The organism is Streptomyces sp. NPDC028289, from assembly GCF_055565975.1.
The window spans coordinates 1-15454 of the sequence record NZ_JBVHTI010000008.1 but is presented as its reverse complement, the minus strand read 5'-3'; the positions used below and the strand labels follow the sequence as shown (position 1 = coordinate 15454).

The 15454-nt window shown below is 69.9% G+C and carries 13 protein-coding genes, 1 rRNA gene and 1 riboswitch; of the genes, 2 read left to right on the top strand and 12 right to left on the bottom strand.

Translation table 11 applies throughout. The features are described 5' to 3' along the window. The first annotated feature begins 8 nt into the window (after positions 1–8). Positions 9–1211, top strand: a complete 1203-nt coding sequence (locus tag ACZ4UV_RS36715) for an ABC transporter ATP-binding protein (RefSeq protein ID WP_451022631.1) — start codon at positions 9–11, stop codon at positions 1209–1211. A gap of 46 nt (positions 1212–1257) precedes the next feature. On the opposite strand, the gene gcvP is transcribed toward ACZ4UV_RS36715, so the two are convergent. Further along, positions 1258–4143, bottom strand: coding sequence for an aminomethyl-transferring glycine dehydrogenase (gene gcvP / locus ACZ4UV_RS36710; protein WP_467843943.1), 2886 nt, complete (start codon positions 4141–4143; stop codon positions 1258–1260). A 177-nt stretch (positions 4144–4320) separates the two neighbouring features. Then, positions 4321–4414, bottom strand: a riboswitch (glycine riboswitch). Positions 4415–4528: 114 nt separating this feature from the next. Between gcvP and ACZ4UV_RS36705 the strand changes: the two genes are divergently transcribed. Then, the gene (locus ACZ4UV_RS36705; protein ID WP_451021673.1) at positions 4529–4909 is read left to right on the top strand and encodes a PRC-barrel domain-containing protein; all 381 of its coding nucleotides are present in this window, start codon (positions 4529–4531) and stop codon (positions 4907–4909) included. A gap of 173 nt (positions 4910–5082) precedes the next feature. Here the strand turns inward: ACZ4UV_RS36705 and ACZ4UV_RS36700 are convergent, their stop codons facing one another. The 11 genes from ACZ4UV_RS36700 to rrf form a co-directional block, all read right to left on the bottom strand. Next, on the bottom strand, positions 5083–6447 hold the full coding sequence (locus ACZ4UV_RS36700) for a DNA polymerase IV (RefSeq protein ID WP_451021674.1): 1365 nt from the start codon (positions 6445–6447) through the stop codon (positions 5083–5085). A 73-nt stretch (positions 6448–6520) separates the two neighbouring features. Next, complete coding sequence (locus ACZ4UV_RS36695; protein WP_294008998.1) at positions 6521–7165, bottom strand: MerR family transcriptional regulator; 645 nt, start codon at positions 7163–7165, stop codon at positions 6521–6523. A gap of 297 nt (positions 7166–7462) precedes the next feature. Next, positions 7463–7936 (bottom strand): bifunctional nuclease family protein, encoded by a 474-nt coding sequence (locus tag ACZ4UV_RS36690; RefSeq protein ID WP_026253112.1) that lies wholly within the window; start codon positions 7934–7936, stop codon positions 7463–7465. A gap of 91 nt (positions 7937–8027) precedes the next feature. Then, positions 8028–8765: a transcriptional regulator FtsR gene (ftsR, locus tag ACZ4UV_RS36685; RefSeq protein WP_451021675.1), complete on the bottom strand. Its 738-nt coding sequence runs from the start codon at positions 8763–8765 to the stop codon at positions 8028–8030. Between the two features lie 40 nt (positions 8766–8805). After that, positions 8806–9636, bottom strand: coding sequence for an FHA domain-containing protein (locus tag ACZ4UV_RS36680; RefSeq protein WP_451021676.1), 831 nt, complete (start codon positions 9634–9636; stop codon positions 8806–8808). Between the two features lie 190 nt (positions 9637–9826). After that, positions 9827–10663 (bottom strand): DUF881 domain-containing protein, encoded by an 837-nt coding sequence (locus ACZ4UV_RS36675; protein ID WP_467844781.1) that lies wholly within the window; start codon positions 10661–10663, stop codon positions 9827–9829. A 5-nt stretch (positions 10664–10668) separates the two neighbouring features. After that, on the bottom strand, positions 10669–11001 hold the full coding sequence (locus ACZ4UV_RS36670; RefSeq protein WP_046727248.1) for a small basic family protein: 333 nt from the start codon (positions 10999–11001) through the stop codon (positions 10669–10671). Beyond that, positions 10998–11909, bottom strand: a complete 912-nt coding sequence (locus ACZ4UV_RS36665) for a DUF881 domain-containing protein (protein WP_451021677.1) — start codon at positions 11907–11909, stop codon at positions 10998–11000. Before ACZ4UV_RS36665 ends, ACZ4UV_RS36670 begins: the two co-directional genes overlap by 4 nt. A gap of 106 nt (positions 11910–12015) precedes the next feature. Then, positions 12016–14511, bottom strand: a complete 2496-nt coding sequence (locus ACZ4UV_RS36660) for a sugar phosphate nucleotidyltransferase (protein ID WP_451021678.1) — start codon at positions 14509–14511, stop codon at positions 12016–12018. A 127-nt stretch (positions 14512–14638) separates the two neighbouring features. Continuing rightward, positions 14639–15247, bottom strand: coding sequence for a CDP-alcohol phosphatidyltransferase family protein (locus ACZ4UV_RS36655; protein WP_351494627.1), 609 nt, complete (start codon positions 15245–15247; stop codon positions 14639–14641). 112 nt (positions 15248–15359) lie between these two features. Then, positions 15360–15454, bottom strand: a 5S ribosomal RNA gene (rrf, locus tag ACZ4UV_RS36650); the annotation flags it as partial.

The following is a 15454-nucleotide window of genomic DNA, read 5'->3' as shown; positions in this document are numbered from 1 at the left end:
ACGCCCCGATGACACACCGACACCCCGCGGCCGCCGACGGCGCTCAGCCCCCGCAGGGGCCATCCGCACCCGACACTGATACCCACACGAGTGGTGCGGGTGGGAACCCCATCCCGGCCGAAGGCCGGGCGGCACCCCCCACCCACCTGCACCCGGCGACGCCCGGCCTCCACGCCCACCTCGTCGTCACCCGCCCCACCTTCCACCTCGACATCACCCTCACCGCCGCCCCCGGCGAGGTCGTCGCCCTCCTCGGCCCCAACGGCGCGGGCAAGACCACCGCCCTCCGCGCCCTGGCCGGCCTCACCCCCCTCACCGCCGGCCATCTCCACCTGGACGGCACGGAGTTGGACCGCACGCCCCCCGAATCCCGCCCGGTGGGCGTCGTCTTCCAGGACTACCTCCTCTTCCCCCACCTCACGGCCCTCGACAACGTCGCCTTCGGCCCCCGCTGCCAGGGCGCGACAAAGGCCGAGGCCCGCGCCCAGGCGACCGCCTGGCTGGACCGCATGGGCCTCACCGCGCACGCCGGCGTCAAACCCCGCCGACTCTCCGGCGGTCAGGCCCAGCGCGTCGCACTGGCCCGCGCGCTGGCCACCCGCCCCCGTCTCCTCCTCCTCGACGAACCCCTCGCCGCCCTGGACGCCCGCACCCGCCTCGACGTGCGTTCTCAACTCCGCCGTCATCTGGCCGAGTTCGAGGCGGTCGCGGTCCTGGTCACGCACGACCCGCTGGACGCCATGGTGCTGGCCGACCGCCTGGTCGTCATCGAACACGGCCGGGTCGTCCAGGAGGGCACGCCCGCCGACATCGCCCGCCACCCGCGCACGGACTACATCGCCCACCTGGTCGGCCTCAACCTCTACCGGGGCCGGGCCGAGGGTCACACGGTCGAACTGGACACGGCACCCTCGAACAGCACCACCATCACCACCACCGAAGTCCTCGCCGGTGACGTCTTCGTCGCGTTCCCGCCGAGCGCAGTCACCCTCTTCCGGGACCGCCCCACGGGCGCCAGCGCCCGCAACCTCTGGCGCTGCGAGGTCGCCGGCCTGGAGACCCACGGCGACCAGATCCGCGCCGACCTGACCGGGGAACTCGCCCTCGCCGCCGACCTCACCACGGTCGCCGCCGCGGAACTGGACCTGCACCCGGGCGCCACGGTCTGGGCGACGGTGAAGGCGACCCAGACACACGCCTACCCGGCGTGAAAGCGGGAGGCCCCGCCGAAGCGGGGCCTCCCTCACACCCTGTGCGTCAGTCCTCGTACGCGTCCAGCGGCGGACACGAGCACACCAGGTTCCGGTCGCCGAAGGCCTGGTCGATCCGGCGCACCGGCGGCCAGTACTTGTCGGCGGCGGACACGCCGCCTGGGAAGACGGCCTCCGTGCGGCTGTACTCGTGCTTCCACTCCCCACCGAGCGCGGCCGCGGTGTGCGGAGCCCCGCGCAGCGGGTTGTCCTCGGCGGGCCACTCCCCCGCCCCGACCTTGTCGATCTCCGCCCGGATGGCGATCATCGCCTCGCAGAACCGGTCCAGCTCACCGAGGTCCTCGGACTCGGTCGGCTCGATCATCAGCGTGCCGGCCACCGGGAAGGACATCGTCGGCGCGTGGAAGCCGTAGTCGATGAGCCGCTTCGCGACGTCGTCGACGCTCACTCCGGTCGCCTTGGTCAGCGGCCGCAGGTCGATGATGCACTCGTGCGCGACCAGCCCGCCGGGCCCGGTGTAGAGCACGGGGTAGTGCGGCTCCAGCCGCTTGGCGACGTAGTTGGCGCTGAGCACGGCCACCTGCGTGGCCCGCTTCAGCCCCTCGCCGCCCATGAGCCGGACGTACGCCCACGAGATCGGCAGGATCCCCGCGGATCCCCACGGCGCGGCCGAGATCGGCCCGACGCCGGTCTCCGGCCCGGCGGCGGGCTGGAGCGGGTGGTTCGGCAGGTACGGCGCCAGGTGGGCCCGTACGGCCACCGGACCGACGCCCGGACCGCCGCCGCCGTGCGGGATGCAGAAGGTCTTGTGCAGGTTGAGGTGGGAGACGTCCCCGCCGAAGTGCCCGGGCTTGGCCAGTCCGACCAGGGCGTTGAGGTTGGCGCCGTCGACGTACACCTGTCCGCCGGCCTCGTGCACCTGCGCGCAGATGTCCGCGACGTGCTCCTCGAACACCCCGTGCGTGGAGGGATAGGTGATCATCAGGACCGCGAGCTCGTCACGGTGCTGTTCGATCTTCGCCCGCAGGTCCTCGACGTCGATCTCGCCGTCCTCGGCGGTCTTCACGACGACGACCTTCATGCCCGCCATGACGGCGCTGGCGGCGTTGGTGCCGTGCGCGGAGGACGGGATCAGGCAGACGGTCCGCTGTGCGTCGCCGTTGGCGCGGTGGTACGCGCGTACGGCGAGCAGCCCGGCGAACTCGCCCTGCGATCCGGCGTTGGGCTGCAGCGACACCTTGTCGTACCCGGTGACCTCGGCGAGCCGCTCCTCCAGCTCCCGGATGAGGGTCAGGTAGCCCTGCGCCTGCTCGGCGGGCGCGAACGGGTGCAGCTGGCCGAACTCGGACCAGGTGACCGGTTCCATCTCGGTGGTCGCGTTGAGCTTCATGGTGCAGGAGCCCAGCGGGATCATGCCGCGGTCCAGCGCGTAGTCCCGGTCGGCGAGCCTGCGCAGGTAGCGGAGCATCGCGGTCTCGGAGCGGTGCTGCCGGAAGACGGGGTGGGCGAGGTAGCCGTCGGTGCGCAGCAGCGCCTCGGGCAGCGTGTCCTCAGTGACGGCGTCCAGCGCCTCGACGTCGCCCTCGACGCCGAAGGCCGTCCACACGGCGCCCAGCTGGGCGCGGGTGGTGGTCTCGTCGCAGGCCATGGAGACGTGGTCGGAGTCGACGAGCCGCAGGTTGACACCGCCCTGGCGGGCGGCGGCGACGATCTCGGCGGCCTTGCCGGGCACGCGCGCGGTGAGGGTGTCGAAGTAGGCGCCGTGCACGATCTCGACACCGCCGGCCGTGAGTCCCGCGGCGAGGATCGTGGCGTAGCGGTGCGTCCGCTGCGCGATGGCCTTGAGCCCCTCGGAACCGTGGTAGACGGCGTACATACCGGCCATCACGGCGAGCAGCACCTGCGCGGTGCAGATGTTGCTGGTGGCCTTCTCCCGCCGGATGTGCTGCTCGCGGGTCTGCAGCGCCAGCCGGTAAGCCTTGTTCCCGTCGGCGTCCACGGAGACGCCCACGAGCCGTCCGGGCAGGCTGCGCGCGAACTTCTCCCGGACCGCCATGTAACCGGCGTGCGGCCCGCCGAAGCCCATCGGCACACCGAACCGCTGGGTGGTGCCGACGGCGATGTCGGCCCCGAGCTCGCCCGGCGAGGTCAGCAGGGTCAGCGCGAGCAGGTCGGCGGCGACGGTGACGAGCGCGCCCACTGCGTGCGCCTGCTCGACGACGGCCTTGATGTCGCGTACGGCACCGGAGGCACCGGGGTACTGGACGAGGACCCCGTTGATCTCACGCCCGGCGAGGTCAGCCGGAATACCGTCGTGGAGGTCGGCGACCACGACCTCCACGCCCGTCGGCTCGGCCCGGGTCCGGATCACGGCGATGGTCTGCGGCAGCGCGTCCGCGTCGACGACGAAGACGCCCTTCTTGTTCTTGCCCATGCGCAGCGACAGGGCCATGGCCTCGGCGGCGGCCGTGCCCTCGTCGAGCAGCGAGGCACCGGAGGTGGGCAGCCCGGTGAGGTCGGCGACCACGGTCTGGAAGTTCAGCAGCGCTTCCAGCCGGCCCTGGGAGATCTCCGGCTGGTACGGCGTGTAGGCCGTGTACCAGGCGGGGTTCTCCATCACGTTGCGCAGGATCACGGGCGGCGTGAAGGTCCCGTAGTACCCCAGGCCGATCATCGAGTCGAGCACCTGGTTACGGTCGGCCAGCGACCGCAGCTCGGCCAGCACCTCGGCCTCGGTCCGGGCGGCCGGCAGCTCGAGCCGGTCGGCGTTCTTGATCACGTCCGGCACGGCGGCCGCGGTCAGGTCGTCGAGCGAGCCGTACCCGACCTGGGCGAGCATCTTGGCCCGAGCCTCGTGGTCGGGGCCGATATGGCGCTGCTCGAAGGGAATACCCTGCTCAAGCTCGGAGAGCGGAATGCGCTGGGCGGTCATTGCGGAGGCCTCCTGGTCTGACGCGACCTTCGAGGGGTACCCCGGCACGGGTACCCCGACGGCCTCCCCCTCTGTCATCTGACCTGAGAGCTTCGCCGGTGCGCCCTTGTGGACCACCGGCTTTCACCGTCGGTGAGAGCGGACACCGTCGGCATCCGCCCTGCTTTCCAGAGTGACCTCGTCCGTGCGGTACGTGAGCCTGAGAGATTCCGGGGAGGATTTGCTCCTTCGGCGCCTCCGGTTTCCCGGAGGACTCTCCCGCACGGGGTCAGCAGCCGCCTGCCAGCCTACCAGCGGGGGCAACACCGGAGTCTTCGAGTGGCCGCCTCCTTCAATGTGCTCTTTTGTAGTGCTTACGGATGAGTTGCGACCAAGTGGAGGGCCCGTGCAGACCGACATCGATCCGCGCAACCTGATCGGCCGCAAGGCGTTCGACCGCAACGGCACGAAGATCGGCACGATCGACGAGGTGTACCTCGACGACGCGACGGGCGTGCCGGAGTGGGCGGCCATACGCACCGGCCTGTTCTCCCGGGACGCCTTCGTGCCCCTGGAGCCCAGCGAACTGGTCGAGGGCACCCTGCAGGTCCCCTTCGACCGCGCCCTGATCAAAGACGCCCCCGACTTCGGCGTGGGCCGCCACCTCTCCCCGGAACAGGAACTCCAGCTCTACCACCACTACGGCCTGGACACGGCTCCCCCGCCCCACGACCATCCGGACCACGACTTCGGCAAGCTGGCGGGGACGGAGGACGCGGGGGCGTGACGCCGACGCCGGGTACGGTCGTGGTTTGGCCGCGGGCCGGTGAGGGCTGATCGCGCAGTTCCCCGCGCCCCTTCAGGTTTCTTCAGCCGCGGGCAGTCGTGCCGCTGGGGCGGCACGGGTGGGCGCAGCGCCACCCTGCCAGCGCCGGTGAGCCCCCCAGCGCCGACCCACGGTCACGTACGCACGCCGTCCGCCGAAACCCCCGGTGCCAACGGCAGCGGCTCCGCCGGCTCCAGCTCAGGGTCCTCGACCCGGAACGTCCGCACTCTCCCCGGCCCCATGGACCCCGGCGTCTCGAACCGCACCGTCACCCGCCCGAGCCCGCTCCCCTGCACCCATCCGTGCCCGTACTCGGCATGCCGCACGTCGTGCCCCGCGGGCCACCGCCGCTCGGCAACCACCTGCTCCTCAGCGACCGGCTCCGCCACGTCCTCCTCCGCCGCGAACTCCGCCGCCCCCTCCCCTGCCGCCGCCTGCGCGAACAGGTCCTCCTGCGTGTAGTCGGCCAGCCCCGACACCCCCACCCCCAGCAACCGCACGCCCCCCGTCGTGTCCACCGAGTCCAGCAACCGCGCGGCCGCCTCCCGCACCACCGTCGGGTCGTCGGTCGGCCCTCTGAGCGTCTCGGACCGGGTGAGCGTCGAGAAGTCGTACCGCCGCACCTTCAGCACGATGGTCCGCCCGGACAGCCCGGCCCCCCGCAGCCGCCGCACGCACCGGTCGGCCAGCCGCTGCACCTCCAGGCCCACCCGCAGCCGGTCGTGGATGTCCACGTCGTAGGTGTCCTCGACCGACACCGACTTCGTCTCCCGTTCGGCCACCACGGGCCGCTCGTCGTGCGCGAGCGCCATCGCGTACAGCGCGTGCCCGTGCGCCTTGCCGAGCAGCCGTACCAGCTCGTCCTCCCCCGCCTCGGCGATCTCGTCGACCGTGGTGATCCCGGCCCGCCGCAGATGGTCCCCCGTCGCCGGCCCCACCCCCGGCAGGGTCCGCACCGTCATCGGCCCGAGCATCGCCCGCTCCGTGCCCGGCTCGATCAGCACCAGTCCGTCCGGCTTGGCCTGTTCGGAGGCGATCTTCGCGAGCATCTTGGAGGCGGCGAGCCCGACGGACCCGGAGAGCCCCGTGGCGGCCCGTATGTCGGCGCGCAGCCTCTCCCCGACCAGCCGCGCCGACGTGGCGTCCCAGGCCACCCCACCGGCCTCCAGATCCACGAAGGCCTCGTCCAGGCTGAGCGGCTCCACCAGCGGGGAGAGCCCCCGCAGCAGCCCCATCACCTGCTCGCTGATCGACCGGTACAGCCCGAAGCGCGGCACCAGATACGCGGCGTTCGGCGCCAGCCGCCGCGCCTGCCCCATCGGCATCGCGGAGTGCACCCCGAAGACCCGGGCCTCGTACGACGCGGTGGCCACCACACCGCGCGGTCCGAGCCCGCCCACGACCACGGCCTTCCCGCGCAGGCTCGGCTTGGACGCCTGCTCCACCGAGGCGAAGAAGGCATCCATGTCGAGATGCAGGATCGTGGGCGCGTTTCTCACATCTCCGATGCTGCACCACACCACTGACAATGCCCCGGCACGGTTTCCCGTGCCGGGGCGTCACATGAGGCCTTCAGACCGCGCGGTTGCGCCGCCGCGCCAGTTCGTCGGCCGGGTTGTGGCCGACGAGCGTCTCCCCGGTGTCGACGCGCTCGCCGTGCAGCTGGGAGAGAGCGCTTTCCACGTCCCGCCACACCACGCCGACCGCGATCCCGAAGATGCCCTGACCGCCCTGGAGCAGGGCGTGCACCTCGTCGGGCGAGGTGCACTCGTAGACCGTGGCACCGTCGCTCATCAGGGTCATGCGCTCCAGATCGCGGAAACCGCGTTCCCTCAGGTGCTGGACGGCGGTGCGGATGTTCTGGAGTGAGACCCCGGTGTCCAGGAACCGCTTGACGATCTTCAGGACGACGACGTCCCGGAAGCTGTAGAGACGCTGGGTGCCCGACCCGTAGGCGGGCCGCACGCTGGGCTCGACCAGGCCGGTGCGGGCCCAGTAGTCGAGCTGCCGGTAGGTGATGCCGGCCGCCGCGCAGGCCGTGGGCCCGCGGTAGCCGATCTCCTCGGTGGCCATGGACGCCGCCCCTCCGCCGCTCGGCACTGCGGTCGGCCGCTGCGGGGCGTGACCGGCAATGCTGCTGTGAAGCGGGGACGGACCGCTCTCCCCGAAACCGCGTCCGGGGGCACCCCCAGCCATACCGTCGCCGCTGCTTCTCACGCCGACCTCCGTCCTTGACCTGCCTTCTCGACGGTAGGCAGTCACCAGGGGTGCGTCAACGATCGCCACACTCGGCACGCCGAGTGATAATCACCCTAGGAGTGGTTTCCCGTGCCCCACCGCGGGGAAAGGCTAGCCGAATGCTCTGGCGGGAGGCCGTAGGACGCTCTCAATGGCCGCTGGCAATTGCCCATGAGTTTCGGCTGTGACCAGCCCCGAACCGGCCCGTCACGGGCCTTCTGTCACGAACCGGCCCGGTCACCGACCTCCTGGTGGATGACGGGCCGATCCGGTCCCTCACTGGCTGCTGGTGCCGAAGTCCTCGGGCGAGATCTGGTCGAGGAACTCGCGGAACTTCTCCACCTCGTCCTCCTGCTCGTCCGGGATCGCGATGCCCGCGTCGTCCAGCACCGTGTCACTGCCGTAGATCGGCGTTCCGGTGCGCAGCGCCAGCGCTATGGCGTCGGACGGACGGGCGCTCACCTCGACCCCGCTGGCGAAGACCAGCTCCGCGTAGAAGACGCCCTCACGCAGGTCCGTGATGCGCACTTCGGTGAGCTCCTGGCCGACGGCCTCCAGCACGTCCTTGAACAGGTCGTGCGTCAGCGGCCTGGCAGGCGCCATGCCCTGCTGGGCGAACGCGATCGCCGTTGCCTCCCCCGGCCCGATCCAGATGGGGAGGTAACGGTCGCCTCCCACTTCGCGCAGGAGCACGATCGGTTGGTTGGAGGGCATTTCCACCCGGACACCTACGACATCGAGCTCGTTCACACAGCAACCCTAGGCCGTGCCCGGGACGTTTGGGTAGTCGGGCCGGGAACGCGCGCCCGATCCGGCCTCCGCCCGGGTCCTGTCGTGGTACTCACGGCAGCCGCACCCCCAGCGCCGTCTGCATCAGCGCGGCATGCAGTTTCACCGTGAGCGCCGCCAGCTCCTTCGTACGGGCCTCCGCATGGGCCCTGGTCTGCGGGTTGCGGTGGCGCTTGAGCGGCGCCACCACCTGGTCCACCAGGCCCGCCTCCCGGTCGGCGGCGGCCTTCATCGCCCGCAGATGGCGTGGCTCGATCCCGAACCGGCCCAGCTCGGCCACGAGAGAGGCCACAGTGACCGTTTCGGCGTCGTACACGCCGTCCTCCAGCGGAGCGATCAGCCCGTACGACTCCCACTCCGCGAGGCAGTTCTCGTCGATGTCGGCGGCCGCGAGCAGCTCGTCCCGGCCGATCCGCGCCACCGTGGGCGCCTCGGAGACCACCGGCACGGCCTCACCGTCCCGCTGCCGCCCCAGCACGGGCGGCTGTACCGCCTCGCCGCGCTCCATGGCCTCCAGGTACTCCCGGATGACCTTGAGCGGCAGATAGTGGTCCCGCTGCATCCGCAGGACGTGCCCGAGACGCTCCACGTCCCCGGCACTGAACTTCCGGTACCCGGAAGGAGTACGGCGCGGCTCGATGAGCCCCTCCGACTCCAGAAAACGGATCTTGGAGATGGTGACTTCGGGGAACTCGTCGCGCAGCACGTTCAGCACCGTGCCGATGCTCATCAGCCCGGGTTCCGTGGCGGCGGTGCCGTGACCGGTACCGCCGCTCGGTGTGTGCAGCATGGACCTTCTTCCCTGGGTCCTCCAGGCGAGCTCCGGAGGGTCAGATGCCCTGCCGGCTCGCATAGAAGACCAGCCGGTACTTGCCGATCTGGACCTCGTCACCGTTCGACAGAGCAACCTGGTCGATGCGCTCCCGGTTGACGTACGTGCCGTTGAGGCTGCCGACGTCGGCCACCGTGAAAGAGCCGTCCGGCTGACGGCGGAACTCCACGTGCCGACGCGAGACCGTCACGTCGTCCAGGAAGATGTCGCTCTGCGGGTGGCGGCCGGCCGTGGTCAGGTCGCTGTCCAGCAGGAACCGGCTGCCCGAGTTCGGGCCCCGGCGCACGACCAGCAGCGCGGAGCCGAGCGGCAGCGCGTCGACCGCCGCCTGCGCCTCCGGAGAGAGCGACGGCATCTGGGTCTGGCCAGTGACCTCGGCGTCGTAGGCCTCAAGGCCGGAGATCGAGATCGTGGACGTCGTCTCCGACGCACGCTCGGGGACGGCGCCCGCGCGCAACGGGGCTCCGCAGTTGGAACAGAAGCGGGCGTTCTCCGCGTTGCGGTTACCGCACCTCGTACAAACCAGGGCCGACATGGACGGATCCTCCTGCCGCGGCTGCCCCGCCGGGGCGTTGGACGCGTACGGGCCGGAGGCGAACCCTCCACCCGTACCTGAGGTTGACGGTTGCCGGAAACCTATGCCGCCGGACTGGGACGGGTCAACTGACGGCGCGCCCTGACCTCCCGAAATGTCACCCCCCGGACCAGCCACCTGGTCCCGGAACAGCGGGCGCTGGCCCTCCGCGTCGGGCTGTGCCCGATGGCGCGCGGTCGCGTTGTCGCTACCCTCTCGCGCGCTCTTGCCGAACAACTTCGCAAACAACTTCACGGGCGATTCCCCTTGACCGAAACAGACCCGCCCGTGGGGCAGGACGAACCCTGACTGAATAAACCGGCAGACCCGGACAACCACACAACGTCCGTATCCACCAGACAGTTTCCACCACGCTCCGGTTCCCCGGTGCGCCGACCCCCCGCATCCTCATGCCCTCGCCGGACGTCCCCCATGCACCACCGGTTCACTGTGAGGACGACCGAGCGTAGTCAGGCTGCTTCGCCGGTCGCAAGGCATCCACGACGATCTTGGCCGATCGCTCGACGGTCACAGTCGCCTGTTCCTTCTCGAGGGTCTGCACCACGCCTCCGGGGATGTTGAGGGCCGGTTCGAGGTCCTGCGGCTTGCCGATCACCTTGAAAACGTAGGGCTGGGTGATCTTGTTCCCGTCGACGCTCACACTCTTCCCGGAGTCGGTGAGGTAGGTGCCGGCGATCACCCGGACCCCGTCGACCTGGATCGCCTCCGCGCCGGCCGCGCGCAACTCCTGGATCGCGTCGAGCAGCATGTCCGCCTGCACCGTCCCCTTCGGGTCGTCGACCGTCATCGTGATGCCAGGACCCTGCGCCGCCACGGTGCCCGCGAGGATACCGAGTTGCCGCTCCTTCTCGGCCGTCTGCCTGCGGGCCTCCGCCGCCTGGTCGGAGCTGCTCTGCAACTCCTGGCGCTGCTTCTCGAGTCCTGTCTTCTCGTCCTCAAGACGCTGAGTACGGTCGTCCAGTTCATCGAGGATGCGGACAAGATCTTCCTGACGGGCCCCGCGCAGCGCGCTGTCGCTGTCGCTGTTCGACGCCACCTGCACGGCGAGCCCGAACCCGAGCCCGAACAGCAGCACGGCGACGATCAGTTGGGCCCGGCTCACCCGCGGCGGCCACAGCCCCTGGACCAGCCTCTCGCGGCCGGTCAGCTTGGCCTCCGGCTTCGGCTCGGCGGCGGACCCTGCCTCCGGCGCCGTGGCGGGCACCTCGGCCGGGAGTTCTCTGCGCAGCCGGTGCTCCGGCTCCTTCTCGTGCTCGCCCATGCCGCTCACGCCCGGAAGACGTGCCGCCGGATCGCCGCGGCGTTGGAGAAGATGCGGATACCGAGGACCACCACGACCCCCGTGGACAGCTGCGAGCCCACACCCAACTTGTCGCCGAGGAAGACGATCAGCGCGGCCACCACCACGTTGGACAGGAACGACACCACGAAGACCTTGTCGTCGAAGATCCCGTCGAGCATGGCCCGCAGACCACCGAAGACGGCGTCGAGCGCCGCGACGACGGCGATCGGCAGATACGGCTCGACGACCGCCGGAACCTCAGGCCGGACCAACAGTCCGGCCACGACGCCCACGACGAGGCCAAGTACGGCGATCACGATGTGCCCTTCTCCGTCTTCTCGGTGTACGGCTGTGCTGTACGTACGATCACACTGGGCGCGGCGGGCAACCGGACGTCACTCTCCGTGGAGAGGGCCGCCCGGATGTCGAAGTTCTCCTCCAGGGCATGCAGGTACAGCCCGTCGGGGCTGTCCTGGAACCTGGAGCCGAGTTTCTCCCCGTCCCCCACCGCCAGCACCGTGTACGGCGGTACCAGCGGCCTGTTGTCGACAAGTATCGCGTCCCCCGCGGCCCTGATCGCGGACAGGGCCGTCAGCCGCTGCCCGTTGATCGAGACCGCCTCGGCACCCGCGGCCCACAGCCCGTTCACGACGCGCTGCATGTCATGGTCCCGTACCCGGCCGGTGTCGGAGAAACCGGAGGTCTCCCGGGGATTGCCGGCGTCGCCGCCCGAGGAGGCCTCCTTGGCGTCGTTCACCACCAGCTTCACGCCGGGGCCGTGCACCGCCGTGGCGCCCGACAGGACGTCCACCAGGTCCGCCTGCCCGCTGCCGCCGCTCTCCTGCAGCGCGGCACGCTGGCGGGCGCTGACGTCGTCCCGCAGCTTGTCGACACTGGTCTCCAGCTTGTCGGCGGCCGCCGTCTCCCGGTCGACCCTGTCGATGAGCTCCTGGCGCTCCTTGGCCACCACCGGCGCCGTCACGCGCGCCTGCGCCGCTCCCACGGTCACCACGAGGGCCGCCAGCACCAGACCGCCGGCGAGCCCCAGCCTGGCCCGGAGGGTTTTCGGCATGCCGCCGCTCTCCCCCTGAGCCCGCTTCCGCGCGGCCGCCTCGGCGTACCCGTCGTCGAGGCTGTGGTCCATGACATTGGTGATCAACGACATGGAGGCGTCCGGGCGCGACGGCCGGGCGGCGCTGCTCCGAACGGGGGGTTGCTGCGGCATGCCGCACATCGTCGCACGTCGCGACCAGTACCTCCGAACGGCCCCACCGGCGTGCCGGACCGGCCCCCGTGGGGACACCTGTCCGGCACGCACGCGTGCAGCGGTTTTACCGTCCGGCGCTGTCCACCGTCGCCGACCACTCGTCCAACAGAGCCTGCGCGGACGCGTCGTCGGGCCCTTCGGCCCACAGGTGGGTGACCGCCTCCGCCGGGTCGGGCAGCACCATCACCCAGCGCCCGTCGGTCTCGACGACCCGCACCCCGTCGGTCGTGTCGACGAAACGATCACCGGCCGCCTCGACGACACGCCGCATGACCAGTCCCTTGACAGCCCACGGTGTGGCCAGGTCCCGCTTGAGAACGTGCGCCTTGGGGATCCGGGCGTCGATCTGGCTGAGCGTGAGCTGCGTCCGCGCCACCAGGCCGATCAGGCGTACGAACGCGGCCGTGCCGTCGTAGACGCTGCTGAACTCCGGAACGATGAACCCGCCCTTGCCGTCACCGCCGAAGATGGTGCCCTCCTCGCGCCCCACACGCGTGAGGTCGTCGGGAGAGGTGGTCGTCCACTCGACCTGGGTGCCGTGGTACGCGGCCACCTGCTCGGCGATCCGGGTCGTGGTGACCGGAAGTGCCACCCGGCCGCTGCGCCGCTCGGCGGCGACGAGGTCGAGCATCACCAGCAGCGCACGGTCGTCCTCGATGATGCGGCCCTTCTCGTCCACCAGGGACAGCCGCTCGCCGACCGGGTCGAACCGCACACCGAACGCGGCCCCGGAGGACGCCACGATCTCGCCGAGCCGCACCAGCCCGGCCCGCCGCTGGTCGGCGGTCTCCGTGGGCCTCGCCTCGTTCAGGCCGGGGTTGATGGTCAGCGAGTCCACACCGAGCTTGCCGAGCAGGCTCGGCAGCACGAGCCCGGCACTGCCGTTGGAGGCGTCCACGACGACCTTGAGGCCCGATTCGGCGACCCCGGTCGTGTCGACGTTCCGCAGCAGCGACCCGGTGTACGAGTCGAAGACACTGGCCGGGAAATAGAGGTCGCCGATCTCACCGGGGAACGCGCGCCGGTACTCCTGCCGCGCGAAGATCCGGTCCAGCTTGCGCTGGCTGGCCTGGGAGAGGTCGGCGCCCTGCCCGTCGAAGAACATGATGTCGACGGAGTCCGGCACCCCGGGCGAGGTCCGGATCATGATCCCGCCGGCGCTGCCCCGCCCGGTCTGCTGCCGGGCCACGGGCAACGGCACGTTCTCCAGGTCGCGTACGTCGATGGCACTGGCCTGGAGCGCGGAGATCACCGCCCGCTTGAGCGCACGGGCACCACGCGAGTGGTCGCGGGCCGTGGTGACGGTGGACCCCTTCTTCAGGGTGGTCGCGTACGCACCGGCCAGCCGTACGGCCAGTTCCGGCGTGATCTCGACGTTCAGGATCCCGGAAACGCCCCGGGCACCGAACAGATGAGCCTGTCCCCGGGACTCCCAGATCACCGACGTGTTGACGAAGGCGCCGGCCTCGATGGTCTTGAAGGGATAGACCCGGACATTGCCCTGAACGATCGATTCTTCACCGATCAGGCACTCGTCACCGATGACCGCCCCGTCCTCGATCCGCGCGGCCCGCATGATGTCGGTGTTCTTCCCGACGACACAGCCCCGCAGATTGCTGTGCTGCCCGACGTACACGTTGTCGTGGACGACGGCCCTATGCAGGAAGGCGCCGCTCTTCACGACGACGTTGGACCCTACGACGGTGTGCTCGCGGATTTCCGCGCCGGCTTCGACCTTGGCGTAGTCGCCGATGTACAGCGGCCCGCGCAGCTCGGCGTCCGGGTGCACCTCGGCGCCCTCGGCGACCCATACGCCCGGGGATATCTCGAAGCCGTCGATGTCGACGTCGACCTTGCCCTCCAGGACATCGGCCTGCGCCTTCACGTACGACTCGTGGGTACCGACGTCCTCCCAGTAACCCTCGGCGATATAGCCGTAGACCGGCTTGCCTTCCTTCATCAGCTGAGGGAAGACATCGCCGGACCAGTCGACGGGAACGTCGGCCTCGACGTAGTCGAATACCTCGGGCTCCATGACGTAGATGCCCGTGTTCACCGTGTCGGAGAAGACCTGGCCCCAGGTCGGCTTCTCGAGGAAGCGCTCGACCTTGCCCTCTTCGTCGACGATGGTGATGCCGAATTCCAGTGGATTGGGGACACGCGTCAGACAGACCGTGACGAGCGCCCCCTTCGCCTTGTGGAAGTTGATCAGTTCGGTGAGGTCGAAGTCGGTCAGCGCATCGCCGGAGATGACGAGGAAAGCATCGTCCTTCAACGCCTCTTCGGCGTTCTTGACGCTTCCGGCGGTACCGAGTGGCTTCTCCTCGTTGGCATAGGTGAGCTCCATACCGAGCTCCTCGCCGTCCCCGAAGTAGTTCTTGACCAGCGATGCCAGGAACTGCACAGTGACGACGGTCTCGGTGAGCCCATGCCTTTTGAGCAGCCGTAGCACATGCTCCATGATCGGCCGGTTGACGACCGGAAGGAGTGGCTTGGGCATGCTGGAGGTCATGGGGCGAAGGCGTGTGCCTTCACCACCGGCCATCACGACGGCCTTCATGTCGGAAGCGTCCTCCTCTAAGAGATGACGGTCTAGCCGACTTCACCCGTCCAGATTGTCCCGCACTTTTCCGCCGCGGGCCATCGAGAGCAATCGAGGGGCCACTAAGTCCGGACAATCGCCGAGCTCAATCGGCTGTGGCGTCCGCGCGGACGAGGCGGCGGACTTGCACCACGTAGAGCACTCCTGCCCACCAGTAGAGCGTTGTACCCCACCCTGCGAACGCCCATCCGAAAATAGCAGCGAGTGACGAGATCCAGCCGCTTCCGTCACTCAGCAGCAGGAGCGGGAACGCGTACATCAGATTGAAGGTCGCGGCCTTGCCCAGGAAGTTCACCTGGGGTGGCGGATAGCCGTGCCGGCGGAGGATCCCCACCATCACCAGCAGAACCAGCTCACGCAGCAGCAGCACGGCCGTCAGCCAGAGCGGCAGGATCTCGCGCCAGGTGAGCCCCAGCAGCGTCGAGAGGACGTAAAGCCGGTCCGCGGCCGGGTCCAGCAGCCGGCCGAGGCTGCTGATTTGGTTCCAGCGCCGGGCGAGCTTGCCGTCCAGGTAGTCGCTGACGCCGCTGAAGAGCAGCACCAGCAGGGCCCAGCCGTCGCTCTTGGGCCCGCCGAACTCGGGCCTGAGGATCAACCACAGGAAGACGGGTACGCCGACCAGGCGCGCCATGCTGAGGATGTTCGGGATGGTGAGGACGCGATCCGTCTGGACACGCGTCTCCTGGACCTCCACCCGGGGGCCTCCTGTGGTGGGAAACGAGCCAACTTTGCTCCCTGACCCTACCTCAACGCAAAAAAGCTCTGGCTCTTGGGCTTGTCGCCCAAGAGCCAGAGCTCTAAAAGGAGTTCGGCGGTGTCCTACTCTCCCACAGGGTCCCCCCTGCAGTACCATCGGCGCTGTGAGGCTTAGCTTCCGGGTTCGGAATGTAACCGGGCGTTT

Bases quoted from the DNA above. Each gene is read 5' to 3' on its own strand.
- ftsR (WP_451021675.1), bottom strand. From the start codon at position 8,765: ATGCTGCACACACCGAGCGGCGGTACCGGTCACGGCACCGCCGCCACG.
- ACZ4UV_RS36675 (WP_467844781.1), bottom strand. From the start codon at position 10,663: ATGGGCGAGCACGAGAAGGAGCCGGAGCACCGGCTGCGCAGAGAACTC.
- ACZ4UV_RS36665 (WP_451021677.1), bottom strand. From the start codon at position 11,909: ATGCCGCAGCAACCCCCCGTTCGGAGCAGCGCCGCCCGGCCGTCGCGC.
- ACZ4UV_RS36715 (WP_451022631.1), top strand. From the start codon at position 9: ATGACACACCGACACCCCGCGGCCGCCGACGGCGCTCAGCCCCCGCAG.
- gcvP (WP_467843943.1), bottom strand. From the start codon at position 4,143: ATGACCGCCCAGCGCATTCCGCTCTCCGAGCTTGAGCAGGGTATTCCC.
- ACZ4UV_RS36660 (WP_451021678.1), bottom strand. From the start codon at position 14,511: ATGAAGGCCGTCGTGATGGCCGGTGGTGAAGGCACACGCCTTCGCCCC.